At 73.2% G+C, this 18,634-nt stretch carries 9 protein-coding genes; 6 read left to right on the top strand and 3 right to left on the bottom strand.

What is annotated here, in order from left to right:
• The first annotated feature begins 83 nt into the window (after positions 1 to 83).
• Entirely contained in the window at positions 84 to 1,118 is a 1,035-nt protein-coding gene (locus CP976_RS13075; protein WP_150480516.1) for a Gfo/Idh/MocA family protein, read from the top strand.
• 6 nt (positions 1,119 to 1,124) lie between these two features.
• Here CP976_RS13075 and CP976_RS13080 read toward each other — a convergent pair whose 3' ends face one another.
• Positions 1,125 to 2,765, bottom strand: coding sequence for an alkaline phosphatase D family protein (locus CP976_RS13080; RefSeq protein ID WP_150480517.1), 1,641 nt, complete (start codon positions 2,763 to 2,765; stop codon positions 1,125 to 1,127).
• A gap of 133 nt (positions 2,766 to 2,898) precedes the next feature.
• On the opposite strand from CP976_RS13080, the gene CP976_RS13085 reads away from it, so the two are divergent.
• Complete coding sequence (locus tag CP976_RS13085; RefSeq protein ID WP_150480518.1) at positions 2,899 to 3,657, top strand: SDR family oxidoreductase; 759 nt, start codon at positions 2,899 to 2,901, stop codon at positions 3,655 to 3,657.
• A gap of 249 nt (positions 3,658 to 3,906) precedes the next feature.
• Here the strand turns inward: CP976_RS13085 and CP976_RS13090 are convergent, their stop codons facing one another.
• Positions 3,907 to 4,893 carry an aldo/keto reductase gene (locus tag CP976_RS13090; protein ID WP_150480519.1) on the bottom strand — a complete coding sequence of 329 codons (987 nt, stop codon included), beginning with the start codon at positions 4,891 to 4,893 and terminating at the stop codon, positions 3,907 to 3,909.
• A 60-nt stretch (positions 4,894 to 4,953) separates the two neighbouring features.
• Positions 4,954 to 5,280 carry a hypothetical protein gene (locus CP976_RS13095; protein WP_086846736.1) on the bottom strand — a complete coding sequence of 109 codons (327 nt, stop codon included), beginning with the start codon at positions 5,278 to 5,280 and terminating at the stop codon, positions 4,954 to 4,956.
• 148 nt (positions 5,281 to 5,428) lie between these two features.
• Here CP976_RS13095 and CP976_RS13100 point away from each other — a divergent pair, with 148 nt between their 5' ends.
• From CP976_RS13100 to CP976_RS13115, 4 genes are all read left to right on the top strand, one after another.
• Positions 5,429 to 5,986: a DoxX family protein gene (locus CP976_RS13100; protein WP_150480520.1), complete on the top strand. Its 558-nt coding sequence runs from the start codon at positions 5,429 to 5,431 to the stop codon at positions 5,984 to 5,986.
• A gap of 44 nt (positions 5,987 to 6,030) precedes the next feature.
• Positions 6,031 to 6,399, top strand: coding sequence for a MazG-like family protein (locus CP976_RS13105; RefSeq protein WP_150480521.1), 369 nt, complete (start codon positions 6,031 to 6,033; stop codon positions 6,397 to 6,399).
• A 104-nt stretch (positions 6,400 to 6,503) separates the two neighbouring features.
• Complete coding sequence (locus tag CP976_RS13110; protein ID WP_229875250.1) at positions 6,504 to 8,027, top strand: MFS transporter; 1,524 nt, start codon at positions 6,504 to 6,506, stop codon at positions 8,025 to 8,027.
• On the top strand, positions 7,987 to 18,624 hold the full coding sequence (locus tag CP976_RS13115) for a non-ribosomal peptide synthetase/type I polyketide synthase (RefSeq protein WP_150480522.1): 10,638 nt from the start codon (positions 7,987 to 7,989) through the stop codon (positions 18,622 to 18,624). The genes CP976_RS13110 and CP976_RS13115 overlap by 41 nt, the downstream gene beginning before the upstream one ends.
• Positions 18,625 to 18,634 lie beyond the last annotated feature (10 nt).

Consider the following 18,634-nt stretch of genomic DNA (forward strand, 5'->3'; position numbering starts at 1 on the left):
GTCCCTCCCTTTTCGAGTCGATCGCCACCTATGCTCTCAGCTCGTACGGACTGCTCGGGTTACGAGGTGAAGGCGGGGCGGGAATGACGGCGGACACGGTGCGGTGGGGCATCCTGGCGACCGGAGGGATCGCGGCGGCGTTCACCGCGGACCTGATCGACCTGCCTGACGCGGAGGTCGTGGCGGTGGCGTCCCGGTCGGAGGCGTCCGCGAAGACGTTCGCGGAGCGGTTCGGGATCCCGCGGGCCTACGGCGACTGGAACACGCTCGCCCGGGACGAGGACATCGATGTCGTCTACGTCGCCACGCCGCACACAGCCCACCGGACCGCCGCCGGTCTGTGTCTGGCGGCCGGGCGGAACGTGCTGTGCGAGAAGCCGTTCACGCTGAACGTGCGCGAGGCGGCGGAACTCGTCGCGCTGGCGCGGGAACACGGGCGCTTCCTGATGGAGGCGATGTGGATGTACTGCAACCCGGTGGTGCGGCGGCTGAAGTCGCTGGTCGACGACGGCGCGATCGGTGAAGTGCGCACGGTCCAGGCCGACTTCGGGCTGGCCGGGCCGTTCCCGCCCTCGCACCGGCTGCGGAACCCGGAGCTGGGCGGGGGCGCGCTGCTCGATCTCGGCGTGTATCCGGTTTCGTTCGCGCAGCTCCTGCTCGGGGAGCCGTCGGACATCGCGGCGCGAGCGGTGCTCTCCGACGAGGGCGTCGATCTCCAGACGGGAGCGCTGCTCTCCTGGGAGAGCGGCGCTCTCGGCTCGGTGCACTGCTCCATCGTCGGCGGTACGGCGACCTCCGCCTCGGTCACCGGCTCGCAGGGCCGTATCGACATCCCGCACGGCTTCTTCTTCCCGGACCGCTTCGTGCTGCACCGGGACGGCCGTGACCCCGAGGAGTTCACGGCCGACCCGGCGGACGGGCCCCGCAACAGCCTCCGTCACGAGGCGTCCGAGGTGATGCGCGCCGTGCGCGCCGGTGAGACCGAGTCCCCGCTCGTCCCGCTCGACGGCACCCTCGCCGTGATGCGGACGCTCGACGCGATCCGGGACCGCGTCGGCGTCCGCTACCCGGGCGAGACCCCGGACGGGGACCTCACGGCCGAGCTCACGCCGGCTTGAGCCTGCTCACGCCGGCTTGAGCCCCTGCTCCCCCACCTCCGTCACGAAGGACGCGGCCGTCGCGACCGGCGCCCCCTGCCGGGTCACGTACGGCACGGTCTTGAAGTCGGCCCGCGCCGACTCCCGCCCCAGGGCGACCGTGACGTAGCCGCGCCGCCCGTTGAAGAACTTCAGGTGCGGGTTGGCGGACATGTAGGTGTCCCAGGTGGCGGGCTTGTCGGCGCCGTCCCGGCCGCTGGAGATGGACGTCGCCACGATCTCGGTGCCGAGCGTCGCGGAGTCCTGGTCGTCGAAGTCGTCCTTGATGTCGAAGGCGTACGCCGCGTGCACGTCGCCGCTGAGCACCATCAGGTTCTCGACGCCGGCGGCCTTCGCCCCGTCGAGGACGCGCCTGCGTGAGGCGCTGTAGCCGTCCCAGGCGTCCATCGACACCCGCGACGGGGTGGTGGCGTCCATGTGCCGCCGGGCGAACAGGACCTGCTGCGGCACGACGTTCCACAGCGCCCGCGAGGAGCGCCAGCCGTCGAGCAGCCACCGTTCCTGCGTCGCCCCGGTCATGGTGCGCGCCGGGTCGTCGGACTCGGGCCCGGGGACGTGCGCCTTGTCTCCGTAGGCCTGGTCGGAGCGGTACTGGCGGGTGTCGAGGACGTCGAACTGGGCGAGCCTGCCCCAGTGCAGGCGGCGGTAGAGCCGCATGTCGGGTCCGGTGGGACGCTGCGGCTGACGCAGCGGCTGGTTCTCCCAGTAGGCGCGGTAGGCGGAGGCGCGGCGCAGCAGGAACTCCTCCGGCGGGACGCTGTTCTCGGGGATGTCGTCGGCGTAGTTGTTCTCGGTCTCGTGGTCGTCCCAGGTGACGACGAAGGGGTGCGCGGCGTGCGCGGCGCTCAGGTCGGGGTCGGACTTGTAGAGGGCGTACCGCAGGCGGTAGTCCTCCAGGGTCAGGGTCTCGCGGTTGAAGAGGTCGGGCAGCGTGCGGTCGGTGTAGTTGCGCTGGCCGCCGACCGGGTTGACGGCGTACTCGTAGAGGTAGTCGCCGAGGTGCAGGACGAGGTCGACGTCGTCGGCGGCGAGATGGGCGTACGGCGTGTAGTAGCCGTCGTGGTAGGCCTGGCAGGAGACGGCGGCGAGGGTGAGTTCCGGGACGCGGCTGCCGGGGTCGGGGGCGGTGCGGGTGCGGCCGGCCGGGCTGACCCAACGGCCCGCGCGGAAGCGGTAGTAGTAGACGCGTCCGGCGTCCAGGTGGCCCACCTCGACGTGGACGGTGTGGTGGAACTCGGGGTGCGCGGTGGCGGTGCCGCGCCGGGCGACGCGGCGGAACCGCTCGTCGTGGGCCAGCTCCCAGTGGACGGTGACGCGTTCGGCGGGCAGTCCGCTGTCGGCCTGGAAGGGGGCGGGTGCGAGACGGGTCCACAGGATGACCGAGCCGGGCAGCGGGTCGCCGGAGGCGACGCCCAGCGTGAACGGGTTGTCGGTGATCCGCGCGGCGTCGAGTTCGGCGGCGGCCGCTACTCCGGGGGACGGCAGGTTGGTCGCGAAGGCCAGCGCGGCGGCGGCGCCGGTGGCGGTGAGGAAGCGGCGGCGGCCGATGTGCCGGGCTGCCGCGCGGAGTTCGGGGGCGTGCTGGGACGGGTGTGCTGCGGGTGTCATCCGGTCCTCCCCTGACGAATGGCTCAGGGGGCATTGGAGTGGCCGGGGACGACACCTGGTTGACACGTACACAGCACTCGCGTGACGGATGGGTGAGTTCCGCATGGCGGGCCCTCCCGTACGCTGCGGGCCCATGAATGCCAAGGAAAATGCGATCGCGGTGGTGACCGGGGCGGGCTCCGGCATCGGCCGGGCGGTCGCCGTGGAACTGCTCCGCGCCGGCTGGTCGGTGGCACTGGCGGGGCGGCGCGCCGAGACGCTGGAGGAGACGGCGGCCCTGGTACCCGGGGGCGCGGCTCTCGCCGTACGGACGGACGTCTCACGGCCCGAGGACGTGACCGCCCTGTTCGCCGCCACCGTCGAGCGCTTCGGGCGGGTCGACCTGCTGTTCAACAACGCGGGCACGTTCGGGCCCGGCGGCGTGCCGGTCGAGGAGCTGCCCTACGAGGCGTGGCGGCACGTGGTGGACACCAACCTCAACGGGGCGTTCCTGTGCGCGCAGGCGGCGTACCGGCAGATGAAGGAGCAGGAGCCGCAGGGCGGGCGGATCATCAACAACGGCTCGATCTCGGCGCACACGCCGCGTCCGCACTCGGTGGCCTACACCGCGACCAAGCACGCGCTGACCGGCCTGACCAAATCGCTGTCGCTGGACGGGCGGCCGTACCGCATCGCCGTCGGGCAGATCGACATCGGCAACGCGGCCACCGACATGACGGCCCGTATGCAGACGGGAGCGCTTCAGGCGAACGGCGAGACCGCCCCGGAACCGGTGATGGACGTCGCCGACGTGGCCCGCACGGTACGGCACATGGCGGAGCTGCCGCTGGAGGCGAATGTGCAGTTCGCGACCGTACTCGCCACGGCGATGCCGTACGTCGGGCGGGGCTGACCCTCGCGGGGGCGCATTCGTCAACTCTTCAACCTGCACAAACGGAATTAGAACGTCCGCCCCATTGCGGCCGGTAGGGGCCTTATGCTCAACTCGCTTACACGAAAGCTTCACAGTTGGAGCAGGTAGCTTCCGTCGGCCACATTTCCAGGGGGGCGGCGGCAGTCGTTCCACGGCACCGGGTGGGGGTGGACCCCGCGCTGAACCGCGGGGTGCGCACCGGTGCGTGTGGAACGACTGCCGCTTACATCACCGCCCGAGCAGCCGGTCGACCTCGGTCAGCTGAGCGCCGGTCAGTGCCCCCTTCTCCAGCGCCGCCGCGTTCTCCTCCGCCTGGGCCACCGACCGGAAGCCCGGGATGGGAATCGTGCGCGGGCTGCGCGCCCACAACCAGGCAAGGGCGCCCTGGCCGAGCGTGCGGCCCTCGCTGGTGAGGACGTCCCTGACGGCGTCGATACGGGCGAGCCACTCCGGGTCGGCGCCGGATCCGTCACCGAAACCCTGGAGCCAGGCCGGGGGCCTGCTGCGGATGTCACCGGCCTCCAGCGGCTGCCGGGCCCGGCGTTTCCCGGTGAGCAGTCCCATGGCGAGCGGGCTGCGGTTGATGCTCGCCAGGCCCGCCTCCTCGCACAGCCGGATCATCGCGGGCGCGTCCTGGAGGACGTTGAGCGTGTGCTGGACTGCGGCGCAGTGCGGCCCCTCGGCGAACACGGCGGCGCGGGCCGGGTCGTCGGTGCTCCACGCGTAGGCCCGTATCAGTCCCTCGCGGACCAGCTCCTCGCACGCGTCCCGGAGCAGGGCGGCCTGCTCGGGGTCCGCATCGGAGAGATGGAACTGGTAGAGATCGACGTAGTCGGTGCCGAGCCGGTCCAGGGACGCGGTCAGGGCGCGGCGCAGGTGGGCCGGGGAGGCGTCGCCGCCGGTGCGGGTCCGGGTGGCCTCGTCGAACACGTTGCCCCACTTGGTGGCGACGACGACATCGGCCCTGCGCTTGCCGAGGGCCCGGCCCAGCACGCGTTCACTGTGTCCGGCCCCGTAGGTGTCGGCGGTGTCGAAGAAGGTGACGCCCAGGTCGAGGGCGCGCCGCACCGCCCGCCCGGACTCCTCGTCGTCGACCTTGCCCCAGCCGAGCGGCTGCCCGTCCGTGTCCTGCCATTCCCCGCCGATCGCCCAGCAGCCGAAGCCGAGGGCGCTCACCTCGATGCCGCTGCGTCCCAGCGTCCGTGTGGTTTCCATGCCCGGGGATGCTAGGAGTTGGAGCGCACGCGAAGGCAAGGCCCTGCCTAGTGCGGTTTTTCAGGCCTGACCGGTCTCGAAGCGGGAGATCCGGCCGTCGTCGTCCACGGTGAAGCTCCACCGGGTGCGCATCTCGCCCCAGGTGTCGTTGTTGTAGCGGGCGATGAGGGCGCGGCCGCCGTTGGACTCGTTGTCGACCTCCAGGTGGCCGTGGGAGGAGAAGATCTCCCGGTCCACCCAGTCGGCGAGGTCGCGGTCGGAGCCGTCGTCCGCCATGGTCGCGCCGGGCGCGAGGAGCGCCATGAAGGCCTCGCGGTCGTGGTTGTTCACGGCGGTCACGAAGGCGCGGACGGCCGGATCGCTGAGGCGTGTGGTCTGAATCGTCATGCCGGTCAGCCTCGTACCGGCCGCCCCGCCACGCCACCCGTGCCACCCGAACGGCGTCCCGGGCGGGTCCGGGGGGTGTCAGGGGTGCGACGGTGGAAAGGCGACGGGGAGTGTCCTTCTGTTCCTGCTGTCTGCTCCGGGAGACGACGTGAGGCGTTACGACCGACGTGATCTGGGCCTGCTGCTGCTTCGGCTGGGGACGGGCGGTGTGCTGGCCGCGCACGGCACGCAGAAGCTGTTCGGCTGGTTCGGCGGGCACGGCATCGAGGGGACCGGCCAGTTCATGGAGTCCGTCGGCTACGTCCCCGGCAGGACGAGCGCGACGGCGGCGGGCCTCGCCGAGACCGGCGGCGGCGCGCTGCTGGCCCTGGGCCTCGCCACACCGGCGGCCGGTGCCGCGGCGGCCGGTGCGATGGCCGGTGCGGCAGCCGTGCACACGCCGAACGGCTTCTTCAACCAGGGCGGCGGCTACGAGTACGCGGCGACGCTGGGCCTCACGGCCGCCGGCCTGGCCGTCACCGGCCCGGGAAGGCTCTCCCTGGACCACGCGCTCGGGCACGCGGTGAACCGGGGCTGGATGATTCCGGCGGCGTTCGCGGCGACGGCGGCGGGGACGGCCCTGGTCGTGGGGGCGCGTGCCCGGCGGCTGCGGAGGGCGAAGGAGGGCGAGCAGGACCCGCTGTTCGAAGAGGAGTTCATGGAGTAGCAGCGGTAGGGGCACTGTCAGACCCTCGTGGCAGGCTGCCGCCCATGAGTGATCACACGCCGCCCGTGCCCGACCTGTGGGCCACCATCGACACCCTGTCCGAGTGGCTCGACACCCACCGCCCGGTCGAGGGCCGCGAGGGCGTGCTGCTGCGCATCCTGAAACTGTCCGAGGAGGTCGGCGAGGTCGCCGAGGCGGTGATCGGCGCGACCGGCCAGAACCCGCGCAAGGGCGTGACACACACCTGGGACGACGTGCAGGCGGAACTGTGCGATGTCGTCATCACGGCACTGATGGCACTGCGGTCCCTGACGCCGGAGGCGCGGGAGGTCTTCGCCGGGCACCTGGAGCGGGTGACACGCCGGTCCACGGCACTGCCGGCACAAGCGGAGGTTCCGCGCCCGTCGCTCTGATCATCGAATAACGCACAAGCGCCCGTTCACCTTTCCCCCTCGGGTTACGCTGCGGTGAAAAGCACCGAGCGGCCGACCCTGGCCCAACCAGGTTGAGGAGTCCGGTGACGGGGGTGGAGTGGCGGTTTCGTGCCGTGGTGGTCGCGCACGCCGTGTCGGCGTACGGGACCTACCTGAATCTCATCGCGCTGAGCCTGTTCTCGTACGAGGTCACGGGCACCGCCCTGGGCGTGGGCGTCGTGATGGCCGTACGGCTGCTGTCCGGTGTCACGGCGGGCCTCGCCGCCGGGGCGCTGACCGCCAGGTTCACGCGCCGGACCGTCATGGTGGTCACGGACCTCGCCCAGACCCTCGCCATGGTCGTGCTCGCGCTCCGGGCGTCGGACACGCCGCTGTGGGTGCTGCTCGGGGCGGTGGTCGTGCTGGGCGCGGGCAACACCTTCTTCAACGTCGCCCTGCGCAGCGCGGTGCCCGTCATGGTCGGGCAGGACGACCGCGCCCGGGCGAACGGCGTACTGGTCACGGCCCGTTCGGTCGCCACGGTGCTGGGTTTCGCGTCGGCCGCGCCGGTCATCGCCCTCGGCGGTTTCGGTGTCGCCTTCGCCGTGAACGCCGCGAGCTTCGCGGTGTCGGCCGCGGCCGTACTGGTGCTCCGGCCGCGCACGGACGACCAACCGTGTGACGAGTCCGGGGAGGAGCGGGCCGGCGCCGGGTCCTCGCCGGCGGGTGGCAAGCGGCCGCGGCTCCGTGTGGCGGGCCTCGCCGGAGCGTTGCTCGGCATGATCGCGCTGCGGGGGCTCGACGCGCTGGCGTCCGCCTCGCACAACGTCGCGCTGCCGCTGGCGGCGCACGCGGCCGAGCCGTCCGATCCGGCGGTGTTCATGACCCGGTTCTGGTCGGCGTGGGCCGTGGGCACCCTGCTCGCCCACCAGGTCCTCAAACGCCGGTCCCACGGGGCGTCCTGGGGCGAGCGTGCCTTCGCGGTGGGCACCTGCGCGATGTCGTTCTGTTTCGTGGCGGCGTTCACCGGGCTGCCCGCCCCGGCCCTGATGGCGGCGGCCGTGGCGGCGGGGTTCGCGGACGGCTGGACCGAGATCGTCTACACCTCGCGCCTCCAGGCGGCCCCCGACCGGCAGCGCGGCCGCCTGTTCGGCCTGTCCGCCACCGCCGAGCAGTCCGGATTCGCCCTCGGCACGATGGCCGCGGCCGCCGCCCTGGAGGTGCTGCCCGCACTGACCGTCGTGGGCGCCTTCCACGGGGCGGCGGTGTGCGGGGCGCTGGCGCTGCTGCTGTTCGCGGGGGGACGGCGGTGGATGGGCCGGCCGGGCCAGGGCGACGGCGACACGCACTCGCACTCGCACGCCGACGACGGCCGCCCGCCCATCAGCGAGAGCCGTCCGTCCGTCGGGGAGGACCACCCGTCCACCGGCGACAACCGTCCACCTACCGGCGAGAACCACCCATCCCTCGGCGAGAACCACCCGTCCACCGGCGACAACCGCCCACCCACCGGCCACAACCGCCCACCCACCGGCGAGGACCACTCACACCCCCCGCCGGCCGGCGAAGAAAAGGGAGAGCACGCGCATGGAACGTCCACGGGGGCAAGCCAGTTGCCGGGGCCCTGAGCCCGAACGCGCGGAGGGTGATCCGGTCGACGCCGTGCGGGCACTGCTGGGCGCCGCCCGGGCCGCTTCCGGCGGAGCCGTCGTCACCGTCGCCGCCGACGGCACGACGAGCTCACGGTCGTATCCCGAACTGCTGGACGCGGCACGCCGTATGCTCACCGGCCTGCGGGCGCACGGACTGCGGCGCGGCGACACGGTGGTGCTGTGCGGGCTGCCACTGGCCGAGTTCTTCCCCGCCTTCTGGGCGTGTGTCCTCGGCGGTGCCTTACCCGTGGCCATCGCCGAGCATCCCGCGCCGGGCTCCCCGGCCTTCGAACGCTTGCGGCAGGCCTGCGCGTTGCTCGGCGGGCCGCTGGTCCTGACCGACGCACCCGGCGCGGCGGCCCTCGCCCACGCCACGCCCGCACCGCGCGTCGCCCTCGCCGCCGCCTGCCTGGACGCACCGCCCGCGGACGGCCACGACGACCTCGTCGAGCCGGACCCCTCCGACACGGCCCTGCTGATGCTGTCCTCCGGCAGCACCGGCGTCCCGAAGGCCGCCCGGCTGACGCACGCCGGGCTCGCGGACTTCGCGGCGAGCAGCAGGCGGATCCTCGACGTCCGCCCGGACGACACGATGGTGAACTGGCTGCCCGTCGACCACAGCGGCGCCTTCCTGCTCTACCACCTGCTCGCGGTCTTCACCGGCTGCACCAACGTCCACGCGCCCACCGAGCGGGTGCTCGCCGACCCGCTGCGCTGGCTCGACCTCCTCCACGAACACCGGGCGCAGCACGGCTGGGCACCGACCTTCGCCTACCGGCTGGTCGCGGACGCGCTCGCCGAGCGGGCCGACCGCTCCTGGGACCTGAGCGGCCTCAAGTCGCTGGTGTGCGGGGGCGAGCGGGTCGTGCTGCCGGTGCTGCGCCGTTTCCTCGACGCGACGGCCCCGTACGGGGTGCGCGAGGAGCACATCGCCCCGGTGTGGGGCATGGCAGAGACGGTCACGGCCGTCACCTACGGCCGGCTGGACCGGCCGGGCACCGTGCACCGCCTGCTCAAGAACAGCCTGGGCGGCGACCTGGTCCGAGCCGGTGAGGACACCCCGGACGCCGAGTGCGTCACCTTCGTCGCCTGCGGCTCGCCCGCGCACGGCGTCACCCTGCGCGTCGTCGACGACCGGGGCGAGCTCGCCCCGCCGGGCCGCATCGGCAGGCTCCAGGTCCACTCGGCCAACCGGCTCACCCCGGGCTACGTGAACAACCCCGAGGCGGACGCCGCCGCCTACCCCGCCGGACGCGACTGGCTCGACACCGGTGACCTGGCGTTCCTCTACGGCGGCCAGGTCGTCATCACGGGCCGCCGCAAGGACGTGATCATCCTCAACGGCCACAACGTCTACTGCCACGAGGTGGAGGAGACCGCCACCGCCGTCGACGGCGTCCGGCAGGGCGAGGTCGCCGCCTGCGGCATCCCGCACCCGGAGCGGGGCACGGAGGAACTCGCCGTGTTCTTCGTCAGCCGCGGCACCGCCGAGGACCCGCGGATCGCCACCGAGGTGAAGGCGGCGCTGTTCACCCGTCTCCGGCTCACCGCCGCGTACGTCCTGCCCGTCCCGGCGGGCGAGTTCCCTCGGACGCCGGCGGGCAAGGTGCGCCGCGCGGAACTCCAGAGCCGCCTGGTCGCCGGTGGCTTCGACGCCGCCCCGGCTCCGGCGCCGTCCGCCCCGGCGGACGCGGACGCCGTGACCCGGGCCGTCAGGGAGGAACTGAGCGCCGAGCTGGGCCGCCCGGCCGACGCGGACGTGCCGTTCTACGAACTCGGCCTGACGTCCGTCCTGCTGGTGCGCCTGGGGAACCGGCTGGCGGAACGCCTCGGGGTGCCGGTCGCCCAGACCGCGTTCTTCGAGCACCCGACGGCCACGGCACTCGCGGCACACCTCGCGAGCGGACCGGCGGCCGGGACGGCGACCCGGACCGGGGCCGAGACGGTGACCGACGAGGGCACCTCTCCCACGGACTCCCCCGAGCGCCGCGTCGCCGTCATCGGGCTGTCGCTGCGCTTCCCCGGGGCGAACTCGGTCGAGGAGTTCTGGGCGAATCTGCGGGGCGGCGTCGACAGCGTCCGGGTCTTCGGTGAGCGGGAGCTCGCGGCGGCGGGCCTGTCGCCGGAGCAGCGCCGCGCGCCCGGCCTCGTGCCCGCCGCCGGGATCCTCGACGGCGTCGAGGAGTTCGACGCGGACTTCTTCGGGATGAGCCCTAAGGAGGCCGGGCTGACGCATCCCGCGCACCGGCTGTTCCTGGAGTGCTGCCACCAGGCCCTGGAGGACGGCGGCCACGCGGCGACCGCGCCCGGCGTCCGGGTGGGGGTGTTCGCCGGCTCGGGCATGAACCTCTACGACCACCAGCAGCAGCCCGCGACCGGCTCACCGTACGACCCGTCGGACCCGGCCGCCGGCATGCAGTCGGCCATCGGTCAGGAGCCGGACTTCCTCGCCACCCGCGTCGCCTACCGGCTCGGCCTCACCGGCCCGGCGATCGGTGTGCAGACGGCCTGTTCCACCTCCCTGGTCGCGGTGCACCTCGCGGTCCAGGCGCTGCTCACCGGGGAGACGGACCTGGCGCTGGCGGGCGCGGCGGCCGTGCACCTGCCGCAGGAGACCGGCTATCACAGCCACCCCGGGTCGATCCTGTCCCCCACCGGACGCTGCCGCGCCTTCGACGCGGAGGCCGACGGCACCGTCGGCGGCAACGGCGTGGCCGCCGTCCTGCTCAAGCGTCTCGACCGGGCGCTGGCCGACGGCGACACCGTGCACGCGGTGATCCTGGGCTCCGCGGTCAACAACGACGGCGCCGCCAAGGTCGGCTTCAGCGCGCCCGGTGTCGAGGGACAGGCCGAGGTCGTACGTCAGGCCCTGCGCAGGGCGGAGGTGCCCGCGGCGACGATCTCGTACGTGGAGGCGCACGGCACGGGGACGCGGCTCGGGGATCCGGTGGAGCTGACGGCGTTGCGGCGGGCGCTGGGCGAGGACACGGGGGCATCCGCTCGCTCCGGCCCCTGCGTGGTCGGCTCGGTGAAGCCGAACATCGGGCATCTCGACAGTTGCGCCGGAATGGCCGGGCTCATCAAGACGGTCCTCATGCTGCGCGACCGCACCCTGGTGCCGACACCGCACCTCACCCGTCCGAACCCCGAACTCCCCTTGAGCGACGGCACATTGACGCTCGCCACGGAACTGCGGCCGTGGCAGGTGCCGGACGGCGTGCCCCGCCGGGCCGGGGTCAGCGCGCTCGGCGTCGGCGGCACCAACGCCCATGTGGTGCTGGAGGAAGCCCCGCCCGCACGCCCCCGCCCCACCCCCGACCTGCCCGTCCTCGTCCCCGTGTCGGCCCGCGACCCCGAGGCCCTGGACGAGCTCACGGCCGCCCTCCGCGACCGGCTGCCGGCCCGGCCCGGCCTCCCGGCCGCCGACGTGGCCGCCACCCTGGCCCTCGGCAGGCCGCACCGTCCGGCACGCACCGCCGTGGCCGGCCGCACGGCGGGCGAACTCGCCCGCGCTCTGGGAGAACAGCGCCACCTCACGCCCTCCCCTCTCGGCCCGGTCGCCTTCGCGTTCGCGGGCCAGGGCAGTGCCCGCCGCGGCATGGCGAACGGCCAGTACGCCGCGCACCCGGCCGCGCGGGTCACGCTCGACCGGTGCGAGGAGGTCTACGCCGGGGAGTTCGGCGGCAGCCTGCTCGCGCGGCTGCTGACCACCCCCGCCCCCACGCCCGCCGACCGGCCCGCGGACGACGAGATCTGGCCCACCGAAACCGCGCAAGCCGCCCTCTTCGCCCATCAGGCGGCACTGGTGGACGCCTGGCGGGCGGCCGGGATACGCCCCGCGCTCCTGCTCGGGCACAGCGTCGGCGAGTATGCCGCCCTCTACGCGGCCGGTGCTTTGACGCTGGAGGACGGGCTGCGGCTCACCGCCTGGCGCGGGCGGCTGATGCAGACCCGCTGCCCGGCCGGGGGCATGCTCGCCGTCCGGGCCGACCAGGCCACCGCGCGGCGCATCGCCCTGGCCGCCGGTGCGGAGCTCGCCGCGGTCAACGGCCCCTACGCCCAGGTGCTCTCGGGCCAACCGCAGGCCCTGAAGGAGGCGGCGGTGCTGCTCGACCGGGAGGGCCTGCGGTGGCGTGAGCTGCCGGTCGACCGGGCGTTCCACTCCGCCGGGATCGACAGCGCCCTGGACGAGTTCCGGACCCGTGCGCGCGACGTGACGTACCGCCCGTCGCACACGCCGCTGGTGACCACGGCCGACGGTGAGCTGCGCGGGGCGGGCTGGACGGTCGACGTGGACTACCTGTGCCGTCAGGCCCGGCAGCCGGTCCGCTTCGACCTCGCCATGGACAGGGCCGTCGAGCAGGGCTGCCGGGACTTCGTGGAGATCGGCGCCGGGCGGACCCTCACCGGCCTCGGCCGGCACTGCGTACCCGACAGCCGCTGGCTGAGCGGGCAGGGCGAAGGGGACGCGGCGGCCGAGCAGGCACACGGGTTCCTGACGGCGCTCGGCTCGCTGTACGGCAGGGGCGCGGACCTGGACTGGGACTCGCTGACCGGTGACGGGGGCCGGGTGCCGCTGCCGGGGCATCCGCTGCGGCGGCGTGCGGTGCCGTTCCGGGCGGAGGCGCCGGTGCCGGCTCCTGAGAAGCCCGGGCCGGACGGCCAAGTCCTGCTCGTCATCAGGGAACTGGCGGCTGCCAAACTCGGCCGCCCCACCGCCGACGTCACACCGGACAGCTCCTTCTTCGAACTGGGCGCCGACTCGCTCTCCCTGATGAGCATGACGACGGAGCTGGAACAGCGGTACGGCGTCCGCGTCCCGGTCCGGGAGGTGTTCGACTCGGCCGACACACCGCGCAGGCTGGCCGAGCGGGTCGCGCGACTGCGGGGAGACGCGCCGGTGGTCCGGGAACGGGTGGTCCGGGAACCGGTGGTCGAGCAGCCGACGGCGCCCGCTGCTCCGTCGGAGTCGCCGGAAGGGCTGCACGCCTTGTTCGGTCAGCAGCTCCGACTGGCCGAGCAACTCGTCGACCAGGTGGGCGAAATGATCTCCCGCCAACTGGACGTGCTCGCGGCATCCGGCCACCCGACGACACCGCCCGCCCAGGCCCCCGCACCCATCGTCCCCAAGCCCGCGCCCATACCCACCCCCAGTCCGTCCCCCTCACCTCCTGGGACGTTCGACTTCAGCCTCTACTTCTTCGGCGACTACCCCCAGGACACCGACCACGACAAATACGGCCTGATCATGGCCGCCGCGGACTTCGCCGACCAGCACGGCTTCCACGCCCTGTGGTTCCCCGAGCGGCACTTCAACTCCTTCGGCGCGCTCTTCCCCAACCCCTCCGTACTGGCCGCGGCTCTGGCCGCCCGGACCAGCCGGGTCCGGCTGCACGCCGGTTCCGTGGTGCTGCCGCTGCACCATCCCGCCCGGGTCGCGGAGGAGTGGTCGGTGGTCGACAACATCTCCGGCGGCCGGACGGGCCTGTGCTTCGCGAGCGGCTGGCACGCCACCGACTTCGCGCTGGCGCCCCAGCACTTCGGCCGGCACCGGGAGGTGATGTACGAGCACCTGGCGACCGTACGGGACCTCTGGTCGGGGCAGCCGGTGAAGACGACGGCGGGTGACGGCACCCCCGTGGAGATCCGCCTGCACCCCCGCCCCGTACAGGAACGGCCGCCGATGTACGTGGCCGTCGTCGGGAACCCGGACAGCTACCGCCGGGCGGCCGCCGAGGACCTCGGCGTGGTCACCAACCTGATGACGCAGACGGTGGAGCAACTGGCCGAGAACATCGCGCTGTACCGGCGCTGCCGTGCCGAGCACGGTCTCGACCCGGCGGCCGGGCGGGTCGTGGTGCTCGTGCACACCTACCTGGAGGACGACGCCGAGCGGGCACGGGCCGAGGCCTACCGGCCCTTCCTGTCGTATCTGCGCTCCTCCCTGTCCCTCTTCGACCAGGTCACCAACAGTCTCGGCTTCCAGGTGGACCTCGAGAACACCCCCGAGGAGGACGTGGAGTTCCTCCTAGGCCGCGCCTACGAGCGCTACTGCGACTCCCGCGCGCTGATCGGCGACGAGCGCACGGCCGCGGAGACCGTACGGCGTCTGCGGGAGGCCGGAGCGGACGAGATCGCCTGCTTCGTGGACTTCGGCGTACCGAAGGAGAAGGTGCTGGCGGCGCTGCCGGTACTGGACCGGCTCCGCAGGACGGCTCCCGGGACGAAGCCTCCGGCACCCTCAGCGCCCCGCCGGGCGCCGCTCACCCCCGCCCAGCGCCGTATCTGGTTCCTGGAGCAACTGCACCCGGGCACCGCCATGTACCACGAGCCCAAGGCGATCCGGCTGGAGGGCCCGCTGGACGTCCCGGCCCTGCGCTGGGCGCTGGACCGGGTCACGGACCGGCACCCGGCGCTGCGCACGGTGTTCGGCGACACGGAGGGCATCCCCTACCAGGAGGTGCGCGACCGTATGCCGCTCGACTGCCCGGTGGAGGACCACACGGGTTCGACCGAGGAGGACGCCCTGCGGTCGGCACTCGTGGACGACCACGGACTCGATCTCGCCACGGGTCCTCTGGTCGCGGCCCGCCTGCTCCGCCTGTCCCCGGACCGCCACCTGCTCTTCCTCCTGGCCCACCACATCGTCTTCGACTCCTCTTCCACGGCTGTGCTGGCCCGTGACCTCGCCGCGTACTACCGCGCCCGGCGGGGCGGCAGTGCGGGCTCGGAGCCGCCGCCCCTGCCCGGACTGCCGGCGGCACCCGAGGCAGACCCCGCGTCCCTGGACTTCTGGCGGCGGCGCCTCGGCGACGCACCGGAGCTGACCCTGCCCACCGACCGTCCCCGCCCGCCGGTCAGGACCGGGGCGGGCGCGAGCCTCACGCACGCCCTCGACGCGGAACTGACGGACGGGCTAAGGAAGTTCGCCGCCGGGCACCGCGCCACCCTCTTCATGGCACTGACGAGCGCGATCGGCGCGGTCCTGGGCCGTTTCAGCGGGCAACGGGACGTGGTGATCGGCACCGCGGTGGCGGCCCGCCCCGCGGGTGCGGAAGACCACGTGGGCCTGTTCCTCGACACCGTGCCGCTGCGGCTGGACCTGACCGGCGACCCGGACTTCCCGACGCTGCTGCGCCGGGTCCGGGAGAGCAGCACGTCGGCGTACGAACACCGCGGCGTGCCCTTCGACGAACTGGTCGGCGCGCTCAACCCGCGTCGCGACCCGGGCCGCAATCCGCTGTTCCAGGTGATGGTGGAGTACGAGAACGAGGGCGAGGCCCTCTTCGACCCGCCCCGCCTGACGGCCGCCCTGCTCGACGTGCCGAGCGCCCGCGCCCCGTTCGACCTCAGCGTCTACCTCACCCACCACGCGGACGGCGTCCGCTTCATGGTCGAGTACGACACGGCCCTCTTCGACGAGGCCACTGTGCGCCGCTTCGTGGACTACGTCGAACAGGTCCTGCGCCGCGCCCTGGACGCACCGGGCGCGCCGCTGGCGGACCTCACCGCGCTCACGGCCGCGGACCGCGCGGCCCTGTCCCGGCAGGAGGGCGCCGGCGAAGGGGCCCTGGCCACCCTGCACGGCCTGTTCGAGCAGCAAGCCCACCGCACCCCGGACGCCATGGCCCTGATCAGCGGGGAACAACACCTCTCCTACGCGGAGCTGGACGCGGCGGCCAACCGCCTCGCCCGGCGGCTCCGCACCAGGGGCGCGGCACGCGGAGAACGGGTCGCCGTACTCCTGCCACGGGGCCCGCACCTGATCACGGCCCTGCTGGCGGTGCTCAAGAGCGGGGCGGCATACCTCCCCCTCGACCCGTCGCTGCCCACCCCGCGTCTGTCGCTGCTGCTCGCCGACGGCACACCCGCGCTTCTGCTCACCTCCGGCACCGCTCTCGCCGGGCACCCGGACCTCGCGCCGGAACCGCCCGTCCTGCGTATGGAGCAGGCGGACGACACACTGCCGTCCACACCCCTGCCGGACGGGGCGGGCCTGGAGGACCCGGCGTACTGCATCCACACCTCGGGCTCGACCGGCCGCCCGAAGGGCGTCGTCGTACCCCACCGCGGCCCGGCGAACCTGGTCCACGGCCACCTGCGCCGCCACCCCGCGCTCCGCACCCTCCAATGGACGTCACCGGCGTTCGACGTCAGCGTGCAGGAGATCTTCACGACGCTGGCCTCGGGAGCCGCGCTCGTCCTCGTCGACGACGCCGTACGGCACGACCCCGCGGCGCTGGCGCAGGCGGTACGCCGCCACGGGGTGCAGCGCCTGTTCATGCCCTGCACCCCCCTGAAGTACCTGATGGAGACGGCCCCCGATCTCCCCTCCCTGCGCGAGCTGTTCTCGGCGGGCGAGGCCCTCCAGCTCACGCCCGCCTTCCGCCGCTTCCTCGCGCAGCACCCGGACTGCGCTCTCCACAACCAGTACGGCCCCACGGAGACATCGGTCATCGTCACGTCGCACCGCGTCGACCCGGCAGGCGAGGAGTGGCCCCCGATCGGCACCCCGGTGCCGGGAGCGCGCGTCCTGCTGCTGGACGGCTCGGGCCGGCAGGTCCCGGTCGGCGCCGTCGGCGAGATCCACGTGAGCGGGATACCGGTGGCGCACGGCTATCACAACCGCCCCGCCGAGACCGCCGCCGCGTTCGTCGACGACGGCGAGGGCGGGGTGCTGTACCGCACGGGTGACCTGGGCCGCGTGCGTACGGACGGCACGCTGGAGTACCGGGGCCGGGCGGACGACCAGGTCAAGATCCGCGGCTACCGCGTCGAACCGGGCGAGGTCCAGTCGGCGTTGACGGCACTGCCCGGGGTCCGGGACGCGGCGGTCCTCCCACGCCGGGACCGACACGGTGACATGGAGCTGGCCGCGTACGTGGTGCCCACCGAACCGACGGCGTCCTGGCACTTTTTGCGCACCGCACTGGCCGCCGAACTGCCGGACCACCTGGTGCCCCGCCGCTGGGTGACCCTCGACCGCCTCCCGGTGAACGCCTCCGGCAAGCTGGACCGCACGGCCCTGCCGGAACCGGGGGACGACTCCGCCGGGCCGTCGCAGGCCGGTCCGGCGACGGCCCTGGAGAAGACGCTGCACGATCTGTGGGGCGAGGAACTGGACACACGGCCGGTCCCGGTCACCACCTCGTTCTTCGAACTCGGCGGCCACTCGCTGAGCGCGATCCGGCTGCTGAACCGCATGCGGGAGGAGGCGGACGTCGACCTCACGATGGCCGACTTCTTCCTGGATCCGACGATCCGGGGCATCTCGGCACGTCACCGTGTCGTGGACACCGCGCCGATGCCCTCGACCCTGCGCCGCCTGTGGCGCCGCCACCACGCGCTCCCCGACCCGAGCGTCTACAACATCGCCCACCGCATGGACCTGCGCGGCGACCTGGACCCCGAGGTCCTGCACCAGGCCCTCAGGGACCTGGTGGCACGCCACCACGCGCTGCGCGGCAGGCCGGTCCGCCGGGAGGACGGACGCTACGAGGTCGAGATCCTGGCCGAGGTCCCCGTGCCGCTGCCGATCAGCGACCTCCGTGCCGGGAAGACGGAAGAGGCCATGGACCACTGGTGCCGCGAGCAGGTCTCCACCCCGTTCACGCTGGACCAGCCCCCTCTCTTCCGCTTCCGCCTGGCCCGTCTCGCCGAGGACCGCTGGGTCCTGGTGACGGTCTTCCACCACGCGGTGTGCGACGGCTGGTCCCTGAGCATCATCAGGCGCGACCTTCAGGACCTCTACAACGCGCGACGATCCGGCACGCAACCCCAACTGCCGCTCGACGTCCGCCAGTTCACGGACTTCGCCCGATCGGAACACGCACTGCCGGACCAGCGCAGAACAGCCCTGGAACACTTCTGGCGCACGGAACTCGACACCGTCCCGCTACGCCCGCCCCTCCCCTACGACCACCCGCACCCTGGCAGGCTCTCCGGCCGGGGCGCCCTGCGCACCTGGACCATCGCCGACGACACTCCCGCCCGCCTGACCGGCACGGCGACCCGCCTGGGCACCACGGCGTACACGGTCCTCGCGGCCGCGTTCGCCACCTGGCTGGGCGACCTCTGCGGCGGACAGGACGACATCGTCCTGGCGGCGTCCAGCGCCAACCGCGTCCAGCGCGACCGCTCCGAGATCGTCGGCATCCTGGGCGACGCCGTGCTGCTACGGGCCCGACTGTCCGATGCCGAAACGTTCCCCGACCTGGTGTCCCAGCTCAGCACCACCCTGTTCACGGCCCTCGACCACCAGGAGCTCCCCTTGACGGACGTGGTGTCCCTCGTCTCGCCCGGGCTGAAGGACGCCCTGTTCCCCACGGTCCTGTTCACCGTGATCACCACAGAGCCCCCGGCCCTGAACCTCCAGGAGGTCTCCACCACCATCCGCGCCCTCCCCGCCCAGGGCGTGGCCCGCAACGAGCTCTACGTCGTGATCGCACCCGAGGCCGACTCGATCACGGTCACGTTCGAGTACTCGACGGACCTGTTCACCCACGAGACGGTCGAGGCGTGGGCCGGGTCCTTCACCGAGGCACTGAGATCCGCGGTGGACTGCGGGGACTGAACGGAACTTC

It is taken from the genome of Streptomyces coeruleorubidus, assembly GCF_008705135.1.
Lineage (GTDB): Bacteria > Actinomycetota > Actinomycetes > Streptomycetales > Streptomycetaceae > Streptomyces > Streptomyces coeruleofuscus.

Bases quoted from the DNA above. Each gene is read 5' to 3' on its own strand.
- CP976_RS13085 (WP_150480518.1), top strand. From the start codon at position 2,899: ATGAATGCCAAGGAAAATGCGATCGCGGTGGTGACCGGGGCGGGCTCC.
- CP976_RS13105 (WP_150480521.1), top strand. From the start codon at position 6,031: ATGAGTGATCACACGCCGCCCGTGCCCGACCTGTGGGCCACCATCGAC.
- CP976_RS13095 (WP_086846736.1), bottom strand. From the start codon at position 5,280: ATGACGATTCAGACCACACGCCTCAGCGATCCGGCCGTCCGCGCCTTC.
- CP976_RS13115 (WP_150480522.1), top strand. From the start codon at position 7,987: ATGGAACGTCCACGGGGGCAAGCCAGTTGCCGGGGCCCTGAGCCCGAA.
- CP976_RS13090 (WP_150480519.1), bottom strand. From the start codon at position 4,893: ATGGAAACCACACGGACGCTGGGACGCAGCGGCATCGAGGTGAGCGCC.
- CP976_RS13080 (WP_150480517.1), bottom strand. From the start codon at position 2,765: ATGACACCCGCAGCACACCCGTCCCAGCACGCCCCCGAACTCCGCGCG.
- CP976_RS13075 (WP_150480516.1), top strand. From the start codon at position 84: ATGACGGCGGACACGGTGCGGTGGGGCATCCTGGCGACCGGAGGGATC.